At 63.3% G+C, this 17,249-nt stretch carries 18 protein-coding genes; 8 read left to right on the top strand and 10 right to left on the bottom strand.

Annotated elements, in window-relative coordinates; translation table 11 throughout:
• Positions 1 to 19 precede the first annotated feature (19 nt).
• Together envZ and ompR are read right to left on the bottom strand one after the other, a co-directional pair.
• Positions 20 to 1,330, bottom strand: a complete 1,311-nt coding sequence (gene envZ, locus PG892_RS10055; protein ID WP_202211734.1) for a two-component system sensor histidine kinase EnvZ — start codon at positions 1,328 to 1,330, stop codon at positions 20 to 22.
• Positions 1,327 to 2,046 carry an osmolarity response regulator transcription factor OmpR gene (gene ompR / locus PG892_RS10050; RefSeq protein WP_010672556.1) on the bottom strand — a complete coding sequence of 240 codons (720 nt, stop codon included), beginning with the start codon at positions 2,044 to 2,046 and terminating at the stop codon, positions 1,327 to 1,329. Before ompR ends, envZ begins: the two co-directional genes overlap by 4 nt.
• Positions 2,047 to 2,248: 202 nt before the next feature.
• Between ompR and greB the strand changes: the two genes are divergently transcribed.
• Together greB and PG892_RS10040 are read left to right on the top strand one after the other, a co-directional pair.
• Positions 2,249 to 2,722 carry a transcription elongation factor GreB gene (gene greB, locus PG892_RS10045; RefSeq protein ID WP_039039492.1) on the top strand — a complete coding sequence of 158 codons (474 nt, stop codon included), beginning with the start codon at positions 2,249 to 2,251 and terminating at the stop codon, positions 2,720 to 2,722.
• 268 nt (positions 2,723 to 2,990) lie between these two features.
• The gene (locus PG892_RS10040) at positions 2,991 to 5,297 is read left to right on the top strand and encodes a Tex family protein (protein WP_202211733.1); all 2,307 of its coding nucleotides are present in this window, start codon (positions 2,991 to 2,993) and stop codon (positions 5,295 to 5,297) included.
• Positions 5,298 to 5,355: 58 nt separating this feature from the next.
• Here the strand turns inward: PG892_RS10040 and PG892_RS10035 are convergent, their stop codons facing one another.
• The 3 genes from PG892_RS10035 to bioH form a co-directional block, all read right to left on the bottom strand.
• Positions 5,356 to 6,117: a putative metalloprotease CJM1_0395 family protein gene (locus tag PG892_RS10035; protein ID WP_042877962.1), complete on the bottom strand. Its 762-nt coding sequence runs from the start codon at positions 6,115 to 6,117 to the stop codon at positions 5,356 to 5,358.
• A gap of 1 nt (position 6,118) precedes the next feature.
• On the bottom strand, positions 6,119 to 6,352 hold the full coding sequence (locus tag PG892_RS10030; protein ID WP_010672552.1) for a hypothetical protein: 234 nt from the start codon (positions 6,350 to 6,352) through the stop codon (positions 6,119 to 6,121).
• 72 nt (positions 6,353 to 6,424) lie between these two features.
• Positions 6,425 to 7,189 carry a pimeloyl-ACP methyl ester esterase BioH gene (gene bioH, locus PG892_RS10025; protein WP_202211731.1) on the bottom strand — a complete coding sequence of 255 codons (765 nt, stop codon included), beginning with the start codon at positions 7,187 to 7,189 and terminating at the stop codon, positions 6,425 to 6,427.
• 38 nt (positions 7,190 to 7,227) lie between these two features.
• On the opposite strand from bioH, the gene PG892_RS10020 reads away from it, so the two are divergent.
• Both PG892_RS10020 and nfuA read left to right on the top strand, forming a co-directional pair.
• Positions 7,228 to 7,956, top strand: coding sequence for a ComF family protein (locus PG892_RS10020; RefSeq protein WP_202211730.1), 729 nt, complete (start codon positions 7,228 to 7,230; stop codon positions 7,954 to 7,956).
• Positions 7,957 to 8,104: 148 nt separating this feature from the next.
• Positions 8,105 to 8,683: a Fe-S biogenesis protein NfuA gene (gene nfuA, locus PG892_RS10015; RefSeq protein ID WP_010672549.1), complete on the top strand. Its 579-nt coding sequence runs from the start codon at positions 8,105 to 8,107 to the stop codon at positions 8,681 to 8,683.
• A 69-nt stretch (positions 8,684 to 8,752) separates the two neighbouring features.
• On the opposite strand, the gene gpsA is transcribed toward nfuA, so the two are convergent.
• From gpsA to PG892_RS10000, 3 genes are read right to left on the bottom strand one after another with little or no spacing between them, the layout of a single operon-like run.
• Positions 8,753 to 9,757 carry an NAD(P)H-dependent glycerol-3-phosphate dehydrogenase gene (gene gpsA, locus PG892_RS10010; protein ID WP_010672548.1) on the bottom strand — a complete coding sequence of 335 codons (1,005 nt, stop codon included), beginning with the start codon at positions 9,755 to 9,757 and terminating at the stop codon, positions 8,753 to 8,755.
• A gap of 2 nt (positions 9,758 to 9,759) precedes the next feature.
• Positions 9,760 to 10,230: a protein-export chaperone SecB gene (gene secB, locus PG892_RS10005; protein WP_010672547.1), complete on the bottom strand. Its 471-nt coding sequence runs from the start codon at positions 10,228 to 10,230 to the stop codon at positions 9,760 to 9,762.
• A 47-nt stretch (positions 10,231 to 10,277) separates the two neighbouring features.
• Positions 10,278 to 10,709: a rhodanese-like domain-containing protein gene (locus tag PG892_RS10000; RefSeq protein WP_010672546.1), complete on the bottom strand. Its 432-nt coding sequence runs from the start codon at positions 10,707 to 10,709 to the stop codon at positions 10,278 to 10,280.
• Positions 10,710 to 11,057: 348 nt separating this feature from the next.
• Here PG892_RS10000 and gpmM point away from each other — a divergent pair, with 348 nt between their 5' ends.
• Positions 11,058 to 12,587 carry a 2,3-bisphosphoglycerate-independent phosphoglycerate mutase gene (gene gpmM / locus PG892_RS09995; protein WP_052816405.1) on the top strand — a complete coding sequence of 510 codons (1,530 nt, stop codon included), beginning with the start codon at positions 11,058 to 11,060 and terminating at the stop codon, positions 12,585 to 12,587.
• Between the two features lie 9 nt (positions 12,588 to 12,596).
• A complete protein-coding gene (locus tag PG892_RS09990) occupies positions 12,597 to 14,000 on the top strand; it encodes a peptidoglycan DD-metalloendopeptidase family protein (RefSeq protein ID WP_039039497.1) in 1,404 nt (467 codons plus the stop codon).
• Positions 14,001 to 14,205: 205 nt separating this feature from the next.
• Here the strand turns inward: PG892_RS09990 and PG892_RS09985 are convergent, their stop codons facing one another.
• Positions 14,206 to 14,856, bottom strand: coding sequence for a Qnr family pentapeptide repeat protein (locus PG892_RS09985; RefSeq protein ID WP_270825384.1), 651 nt, complete (start codon positions 14,854 to 14,856; stop codon positions 14,206 to 14,208).
• An 88-nt stretch (positions 14,857 to 14,944) separates the two neighbouring features.
• On the opposite strand from PG892_RS09985, the gene PG892_RS09980 reads away from it, so the two are divergent.
• Together PG892_RS09980 and PG892_RS09975 are read left to right on the top strand one after the other, a co-directional pair.
• Positions 14,945 to 15,952 (top strand): substrate-binding domain-containing protein, encoded by a 1,008-nt coding sequence (locus PG892_RS09980; RefSeq protein WP_039039499.1) that lies wholly within the window; start codon positions 14,945 to 14,947, stop codon positions 15,950 to 15,952.
• Between the two features lie 109 nt (positions 15,953 to 16,061).
• Positions 16,062 to 16,451: a nuclear transport factor 2 family protein gene (locus PG892_RS09975; RefSeq protein ID WP_104452032.1), complete on the top strand. Its 390-nt coding sequence runs from the start codon at positions 16,062 to 16,064 to the stop codon at positions 16,449 to 16,451.
• A 55-nt stretch (positions 16,452 to 16,506) separates the two neighbouring features.
• On the opposite strand, the gene PG892_RS09970 is transcribed toward PG892_RS09975, so the two are convergent.
• Positions 16,507 to 17,199 carry a helix-turn-helix domain-containing protein gene (locus PG892_RS09970; RefSeq protein WP_104452033.1) on the bottom strand — a complete coding sequence of 231 codons (693 nt, stop codon included), beginning with the start codon at positions 17,197 to 17,199 and terminating at the stop codon, positions 16,507 to 16,509.
• Positions 17,200 to 17,249: the final 50 nt, after the last annotated feature.

Raw genomic sequence — 17,249 nt, 5'->3', positions numbered from 1 at the left:
CCCTCGATATGCCCTGCTTTCAATCCATCCACTCCAGAGGCTGGTTCTTGGGTAGCCGGATCTCCACCTGCAAGCCCCCCAGTTCGGAGCGCCCCAACCTAATGGTGCCGTGATGCTGGGAGACTATCTTGGCAACGATGGCCAGCCCCAGCCCGCTGCCGCCACCGGTGCGCGCCACATTGCCCTGGGTGAAGGGCTTGAGCACCCGGGAGTAGTCCTCTTCTGCAATCCCCGGGCCATTGTCGGAGAGTCGCAGCCGCACCCAGTGGCCATCATCCCTGAGCTCGGCCTGCAACCGAGTCGCACCATAGCGCAGGGAGTTGCCCGACAGATTGTTGAGGATACGGCGAATGCTGATGGGATGGCAGGCCACACGCACCGCCTCCTCCGGCAGGAGCAGCTCCACTTCCAGTCCCTGATCGGTCTGCATCAGCAACGCATCGTGAATGAGCTGGGTCAGGTCGACGGGTCGGGCATCGAGCCCCTCGTTCGGGCGAATGTAGTCGATGAACTGATCGATGATACCGTTCGACTCATCGATGTCCGCATTGATGCTCTCCTTGAGGTACTCATCCCCCGAGGACATCATCTCGGTTGCGAGACGAATGCGGGTGAGAGGGGTGCGCAAATCGTGGGATACCCCGGCCATCATCAGGTTGCGCTCCTCGATCAGCCCCTTGATGGAGCTCGACATGTGGTTGAAAGTGCGGGTCAGGCGGCGCACCTCCCGCGAGCCCTGCTCCCCCAGGGCATCGGGAAAGTTGCCGCGCGCCACCGCCACGGCCCCCGCTTCCAGATCCTCCAGCGGTCGCACCAGCTGACGGGCAAAACGCCAGGCTGCAAACAGGGTCACCACCAGCAAGACGCTCATATAGAGGATGAGCGGTTCGATGTCGTCATCTTCAATTTCCGTCAGGGGAATGCGCACCCACATCTGGCTTGCCTGGGGAGGCTGGATCCAGATGATGTAGTGATCCTGGATTTCAACTCTGACCCTGGTATCCCCTTTCAATTCGCGGCTGATGCTCTGCTCCAGATAGGTGTAGGGCTTGGAATCATTCAGCCCGTGCTGCTCCGCCTCGCTCTGGGTATAGATGTCGCTGCCAGTGGTCACATAGACCAGCGCCTCGGCATCTTCACTGAGCGCCAGCTGGTTGTTGTCCACCGGAAAGATGAGTTTGACCTGGTTTGCCAGCAGGTGGCTGATCTGCTTGACGGTCGGCGCCAGCAGGTAGTTGTAGAAGGTAACGTAGGAGACGACTTGATAGACCACCAGCACGGCAGCCAGAAACCAGAGCATGCGGGAGAACATGCTGCCCACTTTCTTCATGCGTTCTCACCGTCCGGTACGAACACATACCCCAGACCCCAGACGGTCTGCAGATAGCGGGGCTGGGCCGGGTCCTGTTCCAGCAAGCGGCGCAGGCGGGAGACCTGCACATCGATGCTGCGCTCGGTGGCCGTGTACTCGCGACCACGGGCCAGGTTCATCAGCTTGTCACGGGAGAGCGGTTCGCGAGGATGACTCACCAGCACCTTGAGCACGGCGAACTCCCCGCTGGTCAGGGCAACCGGTTCGCCATCACGGCTCAGTTCACGGGTCGCCAGATTGAGCTGGTAGGCCCCGAAACTCACCATCTTCTCCGCCGCGGAAGGGGCGCCGGGCAGCTCCACGGTATGGCGGCGCAGCACGGCGCGGATCCGGGCCAGCAGCTCACGGGGGTTGAACGGCTTGGGCAGATAATCGTCGGCCCCCATCTCCAGACCGACGATGCGATCCACTTCGTCCCCCTTGGCGGTGAGCATCAAGACAGGGATCTGGTTGCCGGCCTCGCGCAGGCGGCGGCAGATGGAGAGGCCGTCTTCCCCCGGCAGCATCAGATCAAGCACCATCAGGCTGAAGTTTTCACGAGTCAGCAGGCGATCGGCCTGCTCCCCGTTGGCGACACCTCGCACTACAAACCCCTGCTCGGTGAGGTAGCGCTCCAGCAAGGAACGCAGTTTCAGATCGTCGTCCACCACCAGGACCTTGTATTGCTGACTCATTGCCACCTCTCTTTTCTGTCTCCCCTCATACTAGAGCCGCCCCCTGCAACCACAAAGCATAAATATGTTACCGGTTATTGCCCTCATTCGGTCCCGGAGCCGGGAAGGATGGATGGCCAGCTCTGCTTTTTGCTCGACAGCGCGGCGACAATGACTAAGATCCCGGGCAACCGGATGCAATTGGCGAGGGAGTGATAACCCCATGAAAACCAAACTTATTACCCGTGAAGGCTACACCAGGCTCCGGCAGGAGCACGACATGCTCTGGCGGGAGGAGAGGCCCGATGTCACCAAAAAAGTGGCCTGGGCGGCGAGCCTGGGTGATCGCAGCGAGAATGCCGATTACCAGTACAACAAGAAACGCCTGCGGGAGATCGACCGCCGGGTTCGCTACCTGCGCAAGTGCCTGGAAGAGCTGACCATAGTCGACTACTCCCCCTCCCAGGAGGGCAAGGTCTTCTTCGGCGCCTGGGTCGAGGTGGAAAACGACGAGGGTGAGACCAAGCGCTTTCGCATCGTCGGCTATGACGAGATCTTCGGCCGCAAGGATTACATCTCCATCGACTCCCCCATGGCCCGTGCCCTGCTCAAGAAAGAGGTGGGCGATGAAGCCATGGTTCAAACGCCAGTGGGTGACGCCTGCTGGTACATCAATGAGATCAGCTATCCCAAATAAGCCAGGCCGACCCTCACTGCCAAATCGGCTGACAAGGCCAGGAGAGACCGAGCATGTCCGCCCACCGGGTATGAGAAACGTCATTTCTGCCGGGGTGGCATCCCGCTGCCCGACCCCATATAGTGCTCACACCCGGCGCCTTGCGGCGCCAACCGGCCCGCGCGGCAGTGGCCTGGCAGGTATCTAAAGTATCGCCAGGACAGACCCCCTGTTCGGCGACATTGCCCCACGCTGACCAGTTAGACAGGACCCGACCAAGAGACCCTCCATGCAAAGCCACGTAATAGAACATCAGATCGCCGGTGAGCTGAATGCCCGCCCGGAACAGGTGCAGGCAGCCGTTCGCCTGCTGGACGAAGGCGCGACCGTTCCCTTCATCGCCCGTTACCGCAAAGAGGTGACCGGCGGTCTGGACGACAGCCAGCTGCGTACCCTGGAGAGCCGCCTCGGCTACCTGCGCGAACTGGCGGATCGCCGCCAGGTGATCCTGCGCTCCATCGAAGAGCAGGGCAAACTGACCCCCGAGCTGGCCCGCGAGCTGAACGAGGCCGACAGCAAGACCCGTCTGGAAGACCTCTACCTCCCCTACAAGCCCAAGCGCCGCACCAAGGGACAGATGGCCATCGAGGCGGGGCTGGAGCCACTGGCGGATTTGCTGCTGGGTGACCCCATGAAGGATCCCGAACAGGAGGCGGTTCGCTTCCTCAATGCCGAGCAGGGGATCACCGACGGCAAGGCCGCCCTCGACGGTGCCCGTTACATCCTGATGGAGCGCTTCGCCGAGCAGGCCGATCTCCTTGAGAAGCTGCGGGACTACCTGTGGCAGAACGCCACCCTGCGTGCCCGCGTGGTGGCCGGCAAGGAGCAGGAAGGGGCCAAGTTCAAGGACTACTTCGAACACGACGAACCCCTGCACAAGGCCCCCTCCCACCGGGTGCTGGCCATGTTGCGCGGCCGCAACGAGGGGATCCTCAACCTGGCGCTGGTCACCGGCGAGGATGAGGGTACCAGCCCTTGCGAGGGGATTATTGCCCATCACCTCAAGCTCAACCTGCAAAATCGCCCGGCCGACAAGTGGCTGCAAGGGGTGGTGAGCTGGACCTGGAAGATCAAGCTGTCCCTGCAGATGGAAACCGAACTGATCGGTCGCATCCGCGAGTCAGCAGAGGAGGAGGCGATCAAGGTGTTCGCCATGAACCTCAAGGATCTGCTGATGGCGGCACCGGCCGGCATGCGTTGCACCATGGGGCTGGATCCCGGCATCCGTACCGGCGTCAAGGTGGCGGTGGTCGATGCCACCGGCAAGCTGGTCGATCACGCGACCATCTATCCGTTCGAACCCAAGCGCCAGGTTGACCAGAGTCTCAAGACCCTGAGCGAGCTGTGCCAGAAGCACAAGGTCGAGCTCATCAGCATCGGCAACGGCACCGCCTCGCGGGAGACCGACCGCCTGGTGAGCGATCTGTTCGAACGCTACCCGGCCGCCAAGGCGCAGAAAATCGTGGTGAGCGAGGCGGGGGCATCGGTCTACTCCGCCTCCGAGCTCGCCTCCCAAGAATTCCCGGATCTCGACGTCTCCATTCGTGGCGCCGTCTCCATCGCTCGCCGGCTGCAGGATCCGCTGGCCGAGCTGGTCAAGATCGATCCCAAGAGCATAGGTGTCGGCCAGTACCAGCACGACGTCGGCCAGAGCCAGCTGGCCCGCCGCCTCGATGCCGTGGTCGAGGATTGCGTGAACGCGGTCGGGGTGGATGTGAATACCGCCTCGGTCGCCCTGCTGAATCGGGTTTCCGGCCTCTCCCAGACCCTGGCCCAGAACATCGTCGCCTACCGGGACGAAAACGGCGCCTTCAAGAGTCGTCAGCAGTTGTTGAAAGTGAGCCGACTCGGACCCAAAGCCTTCGAGCAATGCGCCGGCTTCCTGCGCATTCGCGGCGGCAGCAATCCGCTGGACGGCTCGGCGGTGCACCCGGAATCCTACCCGGTGGTGGAGCGGATCCTCGCCAAGCTGGAGCAGACCGTGGACAGCCTGCTCGGCAACAGCAGCCTGCTGCGCACCCTCAAGCCCACCGACTACACCGACGAGCAGTTCGGGGTGCCTACCGTCACCGACATCATTGGCGAGCTGGACAAGCCGGGCCGTGACCCGCGTCCCGAGTTCAAGACCGCCACCTTCAAGGAAGGGGTGGAGAAAATCAGCGATCTGGTGCCCGAGATGGTGCTGGAGGGTGTGGTCACCAACGTCACCAACTTCGGTGCCTTCGTCGACATCGGCGTCCATCAGGACGGGCTGGTGCACATTTCTTCCCTCACCGATCGCTTCGTCAAGGATCCCCGCGAGGTGGTCAAGGCCGGTGACATCGTCCGGGTCAAGGTGCTGGAAGTCGACGTACCGCGCAAACGCATCAGTCTGACCATGCGTCTGGATGAAAAAGCCGACCAGCCTGCACGCAAACCGGCCGAGCCGCGTCACACCGGCAACGCCCGACCGAAACAGGCGCCCCGTCAGAGCGCTCCGACCGAGGGTGCCATGGGCAACGCCTTCGCGGCTGCCCTGTCGAAACTGAAGAAATAAGTCCCCAGAATGCAAAAAAGCCCCGAAAGGGGCTTTTTCATGCCTGCACGGAGCGGGATCAAACGTCCTGACTCAGGCTATGCGGGGAGGCTGGCCTCACCGCTTGCTGATAGTGCCTGGCAATCACCTGGTTTCGATTGTCCATATAAGCACCGAGCGGGCCTGTGGTTTCCTGCCTGAGGGTCATCAGATCCTTGCGGGCCTGTGCCTCCTTGCCAGAGGCGGCACGGGCCACACTCAGGTCTTGTGACGATGGTTCATCGGGAGCCAGTGCAGCGGCACGCACCTGCTGCATCTTGGCGATGGTCGCGGCGGGATCCCCGGGAATGGTCCCCATGTCGATGACCACCTCCCCCCCGGTGGCATAACGCTTGCCATCCGGCCCACGGGAAAACTGGTAGGTAGGGCTCCCCGCATGCTCGCCGCCGGCTGCCTGGTGCGCCTGCTCGTGCTTGCGAACTTCGAGATCCCGCTCGACCAGCGCAGCCACCTGACGCTGCTGCTTTTGCTGCTCCTGCTGTTCACCCTCCTGACGTTGTCGACGCTCCCCCTCCTCCCCCGTTGCCTCGACAAAACGGTGCGCCACCATCACGGGGCCAGTCTGGCTGTTCTCTTTCGTGGACGAGGATGGGGCGGCGGGATTGGCCTGGGCGGCCCGGGCTCTCTCTTTCTGGGAACCGACGCCGGACTCGGCGTTGGACGCTTCGCTCTGGCGGCTGGGGGGTACCAGTTCTGCGCGGCGGTTGTCAGTCTGTGCCGATTCCGTCTGCGGCTGCAGTTGATTCGGAATGATGGTCGGCAGACTGACGTTGATGTTCATGTCACACCCGGATATCGATCAGGGTGCCCAGCATGTCGCTGGCCGTCTGGATCACCTTGGCGGATGCCCCGGCATGCAGCTCGGCCACCTTGAGATTCACCAGTTCATCCGGCAACTGCACCTGATCACCCGCTGGCGTATTGAGACGGGCGATCTGGCTGGACGCCTGGCCCGCCAACTGCTCGGCCCGTTGGAACCCCTGCACGCCCGCCGTCATGGCTGATTCGATACGCATTGGCACACTCCTCTGTAGGGTTGGCTAATTATCCATCAACCTGACGAGTTATTGAAGCCTGCCGCTCAAATCTCAGTCAATGAACTGCCGCAGGAGGGTGATGAACTGCTCTGGATGGGAGATGAAGGGGGCATGGGATGCCTTCTCCAGCACCAGACTGTGGCTGGCAGGGTAACGCGCATCCAGCAAGGGAATGGCGGCCTTCGGCACCAGGGTATCCAGCCTGCCGTAAAGACGCAGCCAGGGCAGATCCAGGCCGATCAGTTCATCCCGCAGATCGACCTCGGCCAGCAGGCCCAGACCCGCCTCCAGGGCCGCACGCCGGGGAGCGGGTCGCTCCGCCAGCCAGTGACGCAACTGGCGAATGTCGTTTCTGGCGTGCTCGCTGCCCATGGCCTGGATCGCGAGGAAGCGCTCTATGGTCTGCATGAAGTCGCCGGCCAGCATCTGGTTGAACCCCGCCAGCACCTTGGGGGCAATCCCGGGCCACTCGACGCGGGCCATGAAGCAGGGAGAACTGGCTACGGTAATGAGAGAGTGAAGGCGTTCAGGCATGGTCAGCGCCAACTGACTCGCCACCAGACCACCGAGGGACCAGCCGAGCAGATGGCATTTTTCAGGCAATATGGCCGCCACCTGCTCTGCCAGCCAGGGCAGGGTGTAGTCTGTCCCTGCTTGCAGGGGGCTGTTGCCAAAGCCGGGCAGGTCCACCAGATGCAGCCGATAGTGGGCAGCCAGTTCTTGGGCAATACCGTGCCAGACGGCCCCGTTCATGCCCCAGCCATGCAACAACACCAGGTCCGGGCCCTGGCCAAACCGCTCAACCGATACGCTCATCTAGACTCAAGATCCCTGTTTATCTGCTTGGAGCCTGCATGTTAAAGCGGCTGCTCGCCAAAGCAAGTCCGATCCTTGGCACCCAGTCCGACTGGCTCGGTCTGTGCCTGCTCTGTCGCCAACCCTGTGATGACACGCCCTTGTTGTGCTCCTGGTGTCGCCACGCCCAGCGCCAACACGACAGACGATGCCTGATGTGTGCAGCACCGCTGCCGGAGCAACATCGCGAGAGCGAACTGCTGTGCGGTCGCTGCCAGCGCAGACCCGCCCCCTGGAAGCGTTTGCAGGTGATCGGCGATTATCAGGCACCTTATGCCCAACTCATCCCCCGGCTGAAGTATTCCGGTCAGATCCTGCTCGCGCCGCTGCTTGCCCGCCTGCTGGCAGACCATCTGGACCTCGCCAACCCGCCACAGGTCATCATTCCGGTTCCCCTGCACTGGTGGCGCCAGTGGTGGCGCGGCTTCAATCAGGCAGAAGAAATCGGCCAGGCCCTGAGCGCACTCACCGGCATTCCTTGCGACACCCGCGTATTGCGCCGGACAAGGTCGACCCCGCAACAGACCCGGCTCAGTGCCGGCCAGCGGCGACGCAATCTGCGTGGCGCCTTCGAAATAGAACCTCACCACTACCGGCATGTGGCACTGCTTGATGATGTGGTCACCACGGGCGCCACCGCAGGTCAGCTCACCCGGTTGCTTCATGAGCACGGCGTCACCACGGTAGAGGTGTGGGCCATCTGCCGTACCCTCCGACACCTGAAATAACCGGGCAGGGATCCGGCCCGGGAGTCCGCTGGCGGCATGATTCCGATACGCCCGGGCTCACAGGCTCGCCATCGGCACGCTACCCAAGCCCCGCCAAGCGAGTTATCATGAATACCCTAGTCGTACACTCAGGTTTATGAGGATAGTGATGATCAGCATTTCCGACACCGCCCAGGCCCACTTCCGCAAGTTGCTGGAGAAGCAGCCTGATGGCACCAACATCCGGGTGTTTGTGGTCAATCCGGGAACCCAGAATGCCGAGTGCGGCGTATCCTATTGCCCACCCGACGCGGTCGATCCGGAAGATCAGCACCTGCCCTTCAGCGGCTTCGACTGCCTGGTCGATCCCCTGAGCGCCCCCTTCCTGGTGGATGCCACCATCGACTTCGTCACCGATCAGATGGGCTCTCAGCTCACCCTGAAAGCCCCCAACGCCAAGATGCGCAAGGTGGCCGACGACGCCCCGCTGATCGACCGTATCGAGTACGTGTTGATGTCCGAGGTGAACCCCATGCTGGCCGGTCACGGCGGCAAAGTCACCCTGGTCGAGCTGACCGACGACAAACTGGCCATCCTGCAGTTTGGCGGCGGTTGCAACGGTTGCTCCATGGTCGACTACACCCTGAAAGAGGGGATCGAGAAGCAGTTGCTGGAGAAATTCCCGGGCGAGCTCAACGGCGTCAAGGATGCCACCGAGCACCAGCGCGGCGACCACTCCTACTACTGATTTGCCCCCTTGCGGCAAAGAAAAGGCCCCGCCAGCTGGCGGGGCCTTTTGCATTCTGCGGCTGGCAGATCACTCGTCCTTCTTGTCTCGCGACAGCAGGGCGATGGCCGCCTCTTTCGGATTCTTGCCCTCGTACAGCACCTTGAAGATCTGTTCGCAGATGGGCATCTCGACGCCACAGCGGGCCGCCAGCAGATGCACCTCCTTGGTGTTGCGATAGCCTTCCACCACCTGGCCTATCTCGGCCATGGCGGTGTCAACCGACTTGCCCGCTCCCAGCGCCAGACCGAAACGGCGGTTGCGCGACTGGTTGTCGGTACAGGTCAGCACCAGATCCCCGAGCCCCGCCATCCCCATGAAGGTCTTGGCGTCGGCCCCGAGGGCGGCGCCCAGACGCTGCATCTCCACCAGGCCCCGAGTGATGAGCGCGGTTCTGGCGTTGGCGCCAAAGCCGAGTCCGTCAGAGAGACCGGCACCGATGGCGATGACGTTCTTGACCGCCCCGCCCAGCTGCAGACCGATGAAGTCCGGATTGGTATAGACCCGGAACGAGCGGCCGCAGTGCAGCAGGTGGGAGAGATCGTCGGCAAAGTCGTCGTGGGTGGAGGCCACCGAGATGGCGGTCGGCAGACCGGCAGCCAGCTCGCGGGCGAAGGTCGGGCCCGAGATGACCGCCAGTGGAATGGCATCCCCCAGCACCTCGCGCGCCACCTCTTGCAGCAGACGGCCGCTGTCCGGCTCCAGCCCCTTGGTGGCCCAGGCGATCCGGGTATCCGGGCGCAGGAAGGGTTTGACCCGGGCCAGTACCTGGCCGAACACATGGCTCGGCACCACCAGCAGCAGCACGGGAGCGGCTTGCACCGCCGCCTGCAGATCCGACGTCAGTTGCAGATCGGCCGGGAAGGGGACATCCGGCAAGAATGCCTTGTTGCAGCGATCCTGTTCCAGCTCGGCGACATGGGCAGGGTCGTGACCCCACAGCAGGGTCGGATGACCATTGCGCGCCAGAGAAATGGCAAGGGCGGAGCCATAAGACCCCGCCCCCAGGACCGAGATTGCGATCTGGTCGGCCATTATCAGGCTTCCGCAGTCGCCTGCTGGGCCTGTACCTGCGCCATGTGCTGGGCGAACAGAGCGTCGAAGTTGACCGGAGCCAGGTTCAGTTGCGGGAAGGAACCCTTGCTCACCAGGTTGGACACCGCTTCGCGGGCATACGGGAACAGGATGTTCGGGCAGAAGGCCGCCAGGCAGTGGGCCAGTTGCGGCTCCGGCAGGTTGCCGATGGTGAAGATGCCGGCTTGCTGCACTTCACACAGGAAGGCAGTCTCGGTTTCCAGCTTGCAGGTGACGGTCAGGGTCAGCACCACTTCATAGACGCTGTCGGCCAGGACATTGGTCTTGGTGTCCATGTCCAGCTTGACGTCAGGCTGCCACTCTTTCTGGAAGATGTGCGGGGTATTCGGGGCTTCGAAGGAGACATCCTTGGTGTAGACACGCTGGATGTGGAATTCCGGTTGTACTTCCTGGTTGTTGATTTCGTCAGCCATTTCGTTTGATTCCTTTTTAAGATAATGAGTGGGCGCAGGCCCTTAAATCAGCGTTTTTTGGTCACCGGCAGATTGTCTGCACGCCATTGGGCCATGCCACCGCTGAGCACATACACCTGCTTGAAACCGGCCTTGCTCAGTTGGCGACCCGCGCCACCAGCGGTCATCCCCGACTCGCACACCACTATGATGGGGGCATCCTTGTGCTTTTCAACCGGACCCAGATTATTCGCCTGGATCTGGGCGAGCGGCAGGTGATGGGCCCCGGCCAGATGGCCCTTGGCAAATTCATCCTGACTGCGAATGTCCACGACGGTGGCATTTTCACGGTTGATAAGCAGGGTAGCGGCGTGGTTGTTGACCGCCTTCACCGGAGAAAAACGAGCACGCACAGTGGTATACACCAGAGTGCCTGCCAGGCCCAACCAGGCTGCGGTCAGCAGCGGATTGCGGGCCGCGAAATCCAAATACTCTTGCATCTTCTACTATCCAGGGACCAAGACAAGGGCCCGAGTATACATGGGGCCCTGCATAAGATCAGCCATCTTGGCGGCAAAGCGAGAGCAAGCTCCCATCAGGGATGGCTGCCGATTCTTCCTCCTCCAACCGCGCCGAACGAGAGGATGCGCCATGCCGAAATGAGGGGGGAAACAGAGGAACCCCCGCCGCGGCAGACAAGCCGGCAACATGCCTAAAACAGCGGGATAACAGTTAAAAAGCGAGGCTGGAGAGGGACTTGGCTATCAGGTGACTATTTCGGCAGATGTAGTAATATTACGCTAGTTTCACTTCCCGCAATTCATTCCTATCCGAGAGGACATAGCCTTATGTCAACAGCTAAGAAACCGCTGGTTCTGGTCATCATGGACGGTTGGGGCTACAGCACCAAGCAAGAGTACAACGCCGTTGCTGCTGCCAAGACCCCCAATCTGGATCGCCTGGCCCGTGACTACACCAGCACCCTGATCTCCGGCTCCGGCCTGGACGTGGGTCTGCCGGACGGCCAGATGGGCAACTCCGAAGTGGGCCACACCAACATCGGTGCCGGTCGCGTCGTCTATCAGGAGCTGACCCGCATCTCCAAGGACATCCAGGACGGCGACTTCTTCCAGAACGTCGAGCTGGCCAAGGCTGTCGACGCTGCCGTGACCAAGGGCAAGGCCGTGCACATCATGGGTCTGATGTCCCCGGGTGGCGTACACAGCCACGAAGAGCACATCATGGGCATGATCGAGATGGCCGCCAAGCGTGGCGCCGAGCAGATCTACTTCCACGCCTTCCTGGATGGCCGCGACGTCCCGCCGCGCAGTGCCCAGTCCTCCATCGAGCTGTTCGACGCCCTGTTTGCCCGACTGGGCAAGGGTCGTTTCGCCTCCATGATCGGTCGTTACTACGCCATGGACCGCGACAACCGCTGGGATCGCGTGCAGCAGGCCTATGACCTGATGACCCAGGGCAAGGGCGAATTCACCGCCGACAACGCCACCGACGCGCTGGCCGCCGCCTATGCCCGCGACGAGAACGACGAGTTCGTCAAAGCCACCCGCATCGGCGACGCTGTACCGATGATCGACGGCGATGCGCTGATCTTCATGAACTTCCGCGCCGACCGCGCCCGCGAAATCACCCGCGCCTTCGTCGATACCGACTTCACCGGCTTCGCCCGCACCGCCACCCCGGCCCTGCACTTCGTGATGCTGACCGAATACGCGGCCGACATCAAAACCGCCTGCGCCTATCCGCCCACCGCCCTGGTCAATACCCTGGGTGAGTGGCTGGCCAAGCAGGGCAAGACCCAGCTGCGCATCTCCGAGACCGAGAAGTACGCCCACGTCACCTTCTTCTTCAACGGTGGCGAAGAGGCCTGCTTCACTGGCGAAGATCGCGAAATCGTAGCGAGCCCGAAAGTGGCTACCTATGACCTGCAGCCGGAGATGAGCTCCGAAGAGCTGACCGACAAGCTGGTTGCGGCCATCAAGAGCGGCAAGTACGACGTCATCATCTGCAACTACCCGAACGGCGACATGGTCGGCCACACCGGCGTGTTCGATGCGGCCGTCAAAGCCTGTGAAGCGGTCGACCACTGCATCGGTCGCGTCACCGACGCCCTGGCGGAAGTGGGCGGCGAGTGCCTCATCACCGCCGACCATGGCAACGCCGAGAAGATGATGGACGAAGAGACTGGTCAGGCCCACACCGCCCACACCAATCTGCCGGTTCCCCTCATCTACTTCGGTCGTAAAGCCGAGGTCGCCGAAGGTGGCAAACTGTCCGATCTGGCCCCCACCATGCTGACCCTGATGGGTCTGCCGGTGCCGCCGGAAATGACTGGCAAGCCCCTGATGATTCTGAAATAATCCTGCCCCATGCGGGGATGCGAAATTATTTCACAGAAAACCAGTCGCGTCGGCCTGTTGGCCGGCGCGCTGTTTTTTTGCCTGATCGGCGGTACCGGCACAGCCCAGGCTGCGAACCAGCAGTTGGGGGCCATGCAGTCCCAGATCAAGGAACAGCAACAGACCCTCAAGCTCAGCAAGCAGGAGCTTGCCAAGCTCAACACCCAGCTCAAGGCTGACGAGCAGGCCATTTCGGCTGCCGCCGCCAAACTCGAGCAGACCAGACAGCAACTCCGGCAGAACCAGCAGAAGCTGGCGTCCCTGCAGCAGGACAAGCTGGCACTGGAGCAACAAGCAAAACATCAGAAACAGTTGCTGGCCAAGCAGGCGGAAAGCGCCTTCCAGGCGGGCAACCACGATTACCTCAAACTGCTGCTCAACCAGCAGGATCCGGCCAAGCTGAGCCGCGCCCTCGACTACTTCGACTACCTCAACAAGGCCCGCATCGAGGCCATTGAAGCCCTGCGCGCAACCCGTGACAAGCTGGCCAAGAACCAGCAGGCCACCAGAGAGACCGAGAACCGCCTCCAGACCCTGCTCGGCGAGCAGCAGGAACATCACCAGAGCCTGCTGGCCAGCCAGCAGAGCCGTGCCAAGGTGCGCAACCAGTTGCAGCAATCGGTGCAGGCCGACGAGCAGAAGCTCGACAAGCTGGTCAAGGCGGAGAAGGCGCTCAAGGCGCGGCTGGAAGAGCTGCGTCGTCAGCAGGAAGAAAAGGAACGCCGCGAACGGGCCGAGCGGGAGCGCCTTGCCAAGATCAAGGCCGAGCAGGAGCGCCAGCGCCGTCTGGAGGCCCAGCGCCTGGCAGCCGAACAGAAACGCATTGAGGAGCAGCAGCGGATCGCGGCCCAGCAGCGCCAGGTCGGCGAACAGCAGCGGCTGGCGGCCCAGCAGCAACGCGTCGCCGAACAGCAGGCCAAGGTGGCGCAGCAGCAAGCGGCCGCCCGCAACAGCGCCAAGGCAAGCAGCAACGGCTACGGCGGTCTGAGCACGGGTGGCAACCTGCGCTGGCCGGTGCAGGGCCCCATCCTCATCTCCTACGGCTCGCCACGTACCGCCGAGCTGAAGTGGAAGGGCACCCTGATCGGCGCCAGCGAAGGGACCCAGGTCAAGGCGGTGGCACCGGGACAGGTGGTCTACGCCGACTGGCTCGACGGATTCGGCATGCTGCTGGTCATCGACCACGGCAAGGGCTACATGAGCCTCTACGGCCACAACCAGTCGCTGCTGCGCCAGGTGGGACAAAAGGTGGAGCAGGGTGAGCCCGTGGCCCTGGTCGGCGACAGCGGCGGACAGGAGCGCTCCGGCCTCTACTTCGAGATCCGCTATCAGGGCGAGGCCATCAACCCGACCAAGTGGCTGGCCAGACGCTAAGCCCGCCTTGGCGGTGCCCGAGTGGAGTCCGCTACCTCATCCCCAGCCCTTCTCCCGCGAGGGGGGCAGGGAGCAAAAGACAGCAACACCGCGTCGTTTACCACTTCACCTGACAAAAAGTCTGCATCGCGCAGACTTTTGCTTGCCAGGGGGGGCACCACACCGCCCGCCCCGATGATGAAAACTTACCTCTTTTCCACCCCGCTCAGGGGAAGACCACCAGCCCGATCTGCTCCAGCAGCCCCTGCTGCTGATCTTCATTGATCTGCACCCCGGCGAGGTTGACCCGGCGCAGATCCAGACCGGGCAGATCGCACTGGCGCAGATCGCAGCCTTGCAGGTTGAAGCTGGTCCAGTCGATTTGCCCGAACTCGGAGCCGCTGAGATCCGAGCCTGCCAGGGAGGCGCCCAGCAGGTTGGCCCCCTGCCAGCGGTTTCCGGCAAGCTCGCACCGCTCCAGCAGGCAGCTTTCGAAGTTGGCGTAGCTGAAGTTGTTGCCGGTGAGGTGGGCCTCGCAGAAGTAGCTTTTGGCAGTGATCCGGTTGGCGAAGCTGGCATGGGCGAAGTTGATCCACATGGCCTGGCAGTCGCGCATCTCCAGCCCAAGACACTGGCTGCGGCCGAAGTCCGCCAGGGTGAGATCGCAGCGCAGGAAGCTCGCCTCCCTCAGATCGCAGCCCTGAAACAGGCAGCCCAGCTCCCGTTCCCTGTCATAGAAGCTGCAGTCGACGAAGCGGCTCTCCCCGAGATCGAGCCAGGAGAAGTGACAGCCGATGAAGCGGCACCCCTGGAACTGCTCCCCCTCCACCTCCTGCTGCTCGAAGTGGACCCCCTCGAAACACCTGCCCTTGATCATCCCCTGGCCCCTGTTGATGGCGTCATATGCTGACATTGCCGTGCAAAAACGGTAATGTTACGTGTAACATTTTTTGCCGGATCCCCAGATGAACGACACCCGCAAGCGCCGCCCTACCCTGCAGGACATTGCCGACCTGACCGGTGTCACCAAGATGACCGTCAGCCGCTACCTGCGCGACCCGTCCGCCGTGGCCGAAGGGACCCGCGAGCGCATCGCCGCCGCGGTGGAGGAGCTCGGCTACATCCCGAACCGGGCGCCGGACATGCTGTCGAACGCCACCAGCAAGGCGATCGGCATCCTGATCCCCTCCCTCTCCAACCAGGTCTTCTCAGCGGTGATCCACGGCATCGAGGCGGTGACCCGGCCCGCCGGCTACCAGACCCTGCTCGCCCACTACGGCTACAGCCCGGAGCGGGAGGAGGAGCAGGTCGCCTCCCTCCTCTCCTACAACGTGGACGGGCTCATCCTCTCGGACACCCAGCACACCGAGCGCACCCGCAAGATGATCGCCACCGCCGGCATCCCGGTGGTGGAGACCATGGATCTGCCCCTCTCCCCCATCGACATGGTGGTGGGCATGGATCACCGGGCCGCCGCCCGGGCCATGGTAACAGAGATGCTGCGCCGGGGACGGCGCAAGGTGATCTACCTCGGCGCCCGGCTCGACGTGCGCACCCAGCTGCGAATGGAAGGCTACTACCAGGCGATGGCCGATTTCGGTCTGACCGGCCAGCACCTGCTGACGGAGCAATCCTCCAGCTTCACCCTGGGGGGAGAGCTACTGGCCCAGGCCATGGCGCGCTTCCCCGACCTCGACGGCCTGTTCTGCACCAACGACGACCTGGCGGTGGGGGCCCTGCTGCAATGCCAGGCCAGGTGGATCCCGGTGCCCCAGCAGGTGGCCATTGCCGGCAGCAACGCCCTCGACATCGGCCACGCCATGACCCCCAAGCTCGCCAGTATCGTCACCCCCCGCGAGACCATAGGTCGCGAAGCCGCCATCATGCTGCTAGCCCGCCTCGGCGGCCAGCCGCTGGCGACCAGGTGCAAGGACATCGGCTTCTCCCTCTATGAGGGGGAAAGCCTCGGCTGATCCCCGGCCATCATGGCGCGTTCGACCGCCATGATGGCGCCTTCTCCCCTCTCCCCTCGCCTCCCCTGGCCTATGCTGGCTCCTCCATCCACCCTGTCAGGAGCAGACCATGCACCACACCGAACGATTGAAAGCCTGCCTGCAGCGCGTCATCTGCGATCCCGCCTTCCCCCTGGCGGAGCTCAACGCCTGGTTCACCCCCGACTACTGCCAGGAGGTGAACGGCGAGCGGCTCGACTACCCGGCGTTTCACCAGCACATCGCCACACTGCGCCGCCATCTGGCCGGGGCGAGCATCGAGTTTGTCGCCACCCTGGCGCAGGGGGAGCGGGTGCACTCGACCCATGTGGTGCGGGCCACCCGCCAGGACGGCGGCACCCTGGTCTGCAAGGTGAGCGGCCTCTTCACCTTTCGCGGCGATCGGATCTGCCACACCGACGAGGTGACCTGTCTGCTGGCAGGCAGCAAGGAGGATGCGGATATCGGCTCGCGGCGCTGACTGCCGGCAACCCGCAGACACCGCCATGGCGGGCAGGAAGGCAGATAATGCGCCCTCAGGCCGCCGGTTCGCGCCGGGCAAGGCGCTGGAGGGCGCGGGACAAGGCGCCGGGATCCTCGTAGCCGAGCCGATCGGCGATCTGGGCCAGCGTGAGCCCCCGGTGCTGCAACTGGCGCGCCCGTCCCAGCACCACCTGCTCCCGCCACTGGCGAAAGCTGCACCCCAGCTGCTGGAGGAAGAGCCGGTTGAGGGTACGCACCGAGGCGCCGCAATCTGCCGCCAGCGCCGTCAGCGTCAGATGGATGGCGGGTGCCTGGCACACCCTGTCCAGCACCCGCAGCAGGCGCGGGTCCAGCGCCCCGGCGAGGGGAATGCGCGCCGCGAGCGGGTCGGCGCGCTCCAGCTCCTGGCCAAGCACCGTCAGATAGGCCCCTTTCACCTCCTCCTCGGCCAGCTCGGACAGGCGGGCGAAGAGGCCCGCCAGCAGCGGGCTGGCCTGCAAGGGGCCGAAGGCGGTACGGGCCGGCGTCGGCACATAGAGGAGGGAGAGTCGGGAGCGGCGCAGCACGCGAAACTCGTGCTCCCACCCCGCCGGAATAAAGCAGATCTGGCCCGCCACCAGCAGTTCTCCCTCCCCTCGCCCCGTGATGATGCCGCCCCCGTCGTGCAGATAGCAGTATTGGGCATGGGGGTGGCAGTGCAGCGCGGTGAAGTGCCCTTGCGGGTAGGATGGATGCAGACAGGACATGAAGGCTCCAGGGGAGAGGGGCGGCCCCCGACCTTAAGCCAGGGCGAGGC

This window comes from Aeromonas sp. QDB68 (assembly GCF_027707405.1).
GTDB lineage: Bacteria > Pseudomonadota > Gammaproteobacteria > Enterobacterales > Aeromonadaceae > Aeromonas > Aeromonas caviae.
The sequence above is the reverse complement of the archived record's forward strand: the minus strand, read 5'-3'. Positions and strand labels throughout refer to the sequence as shown.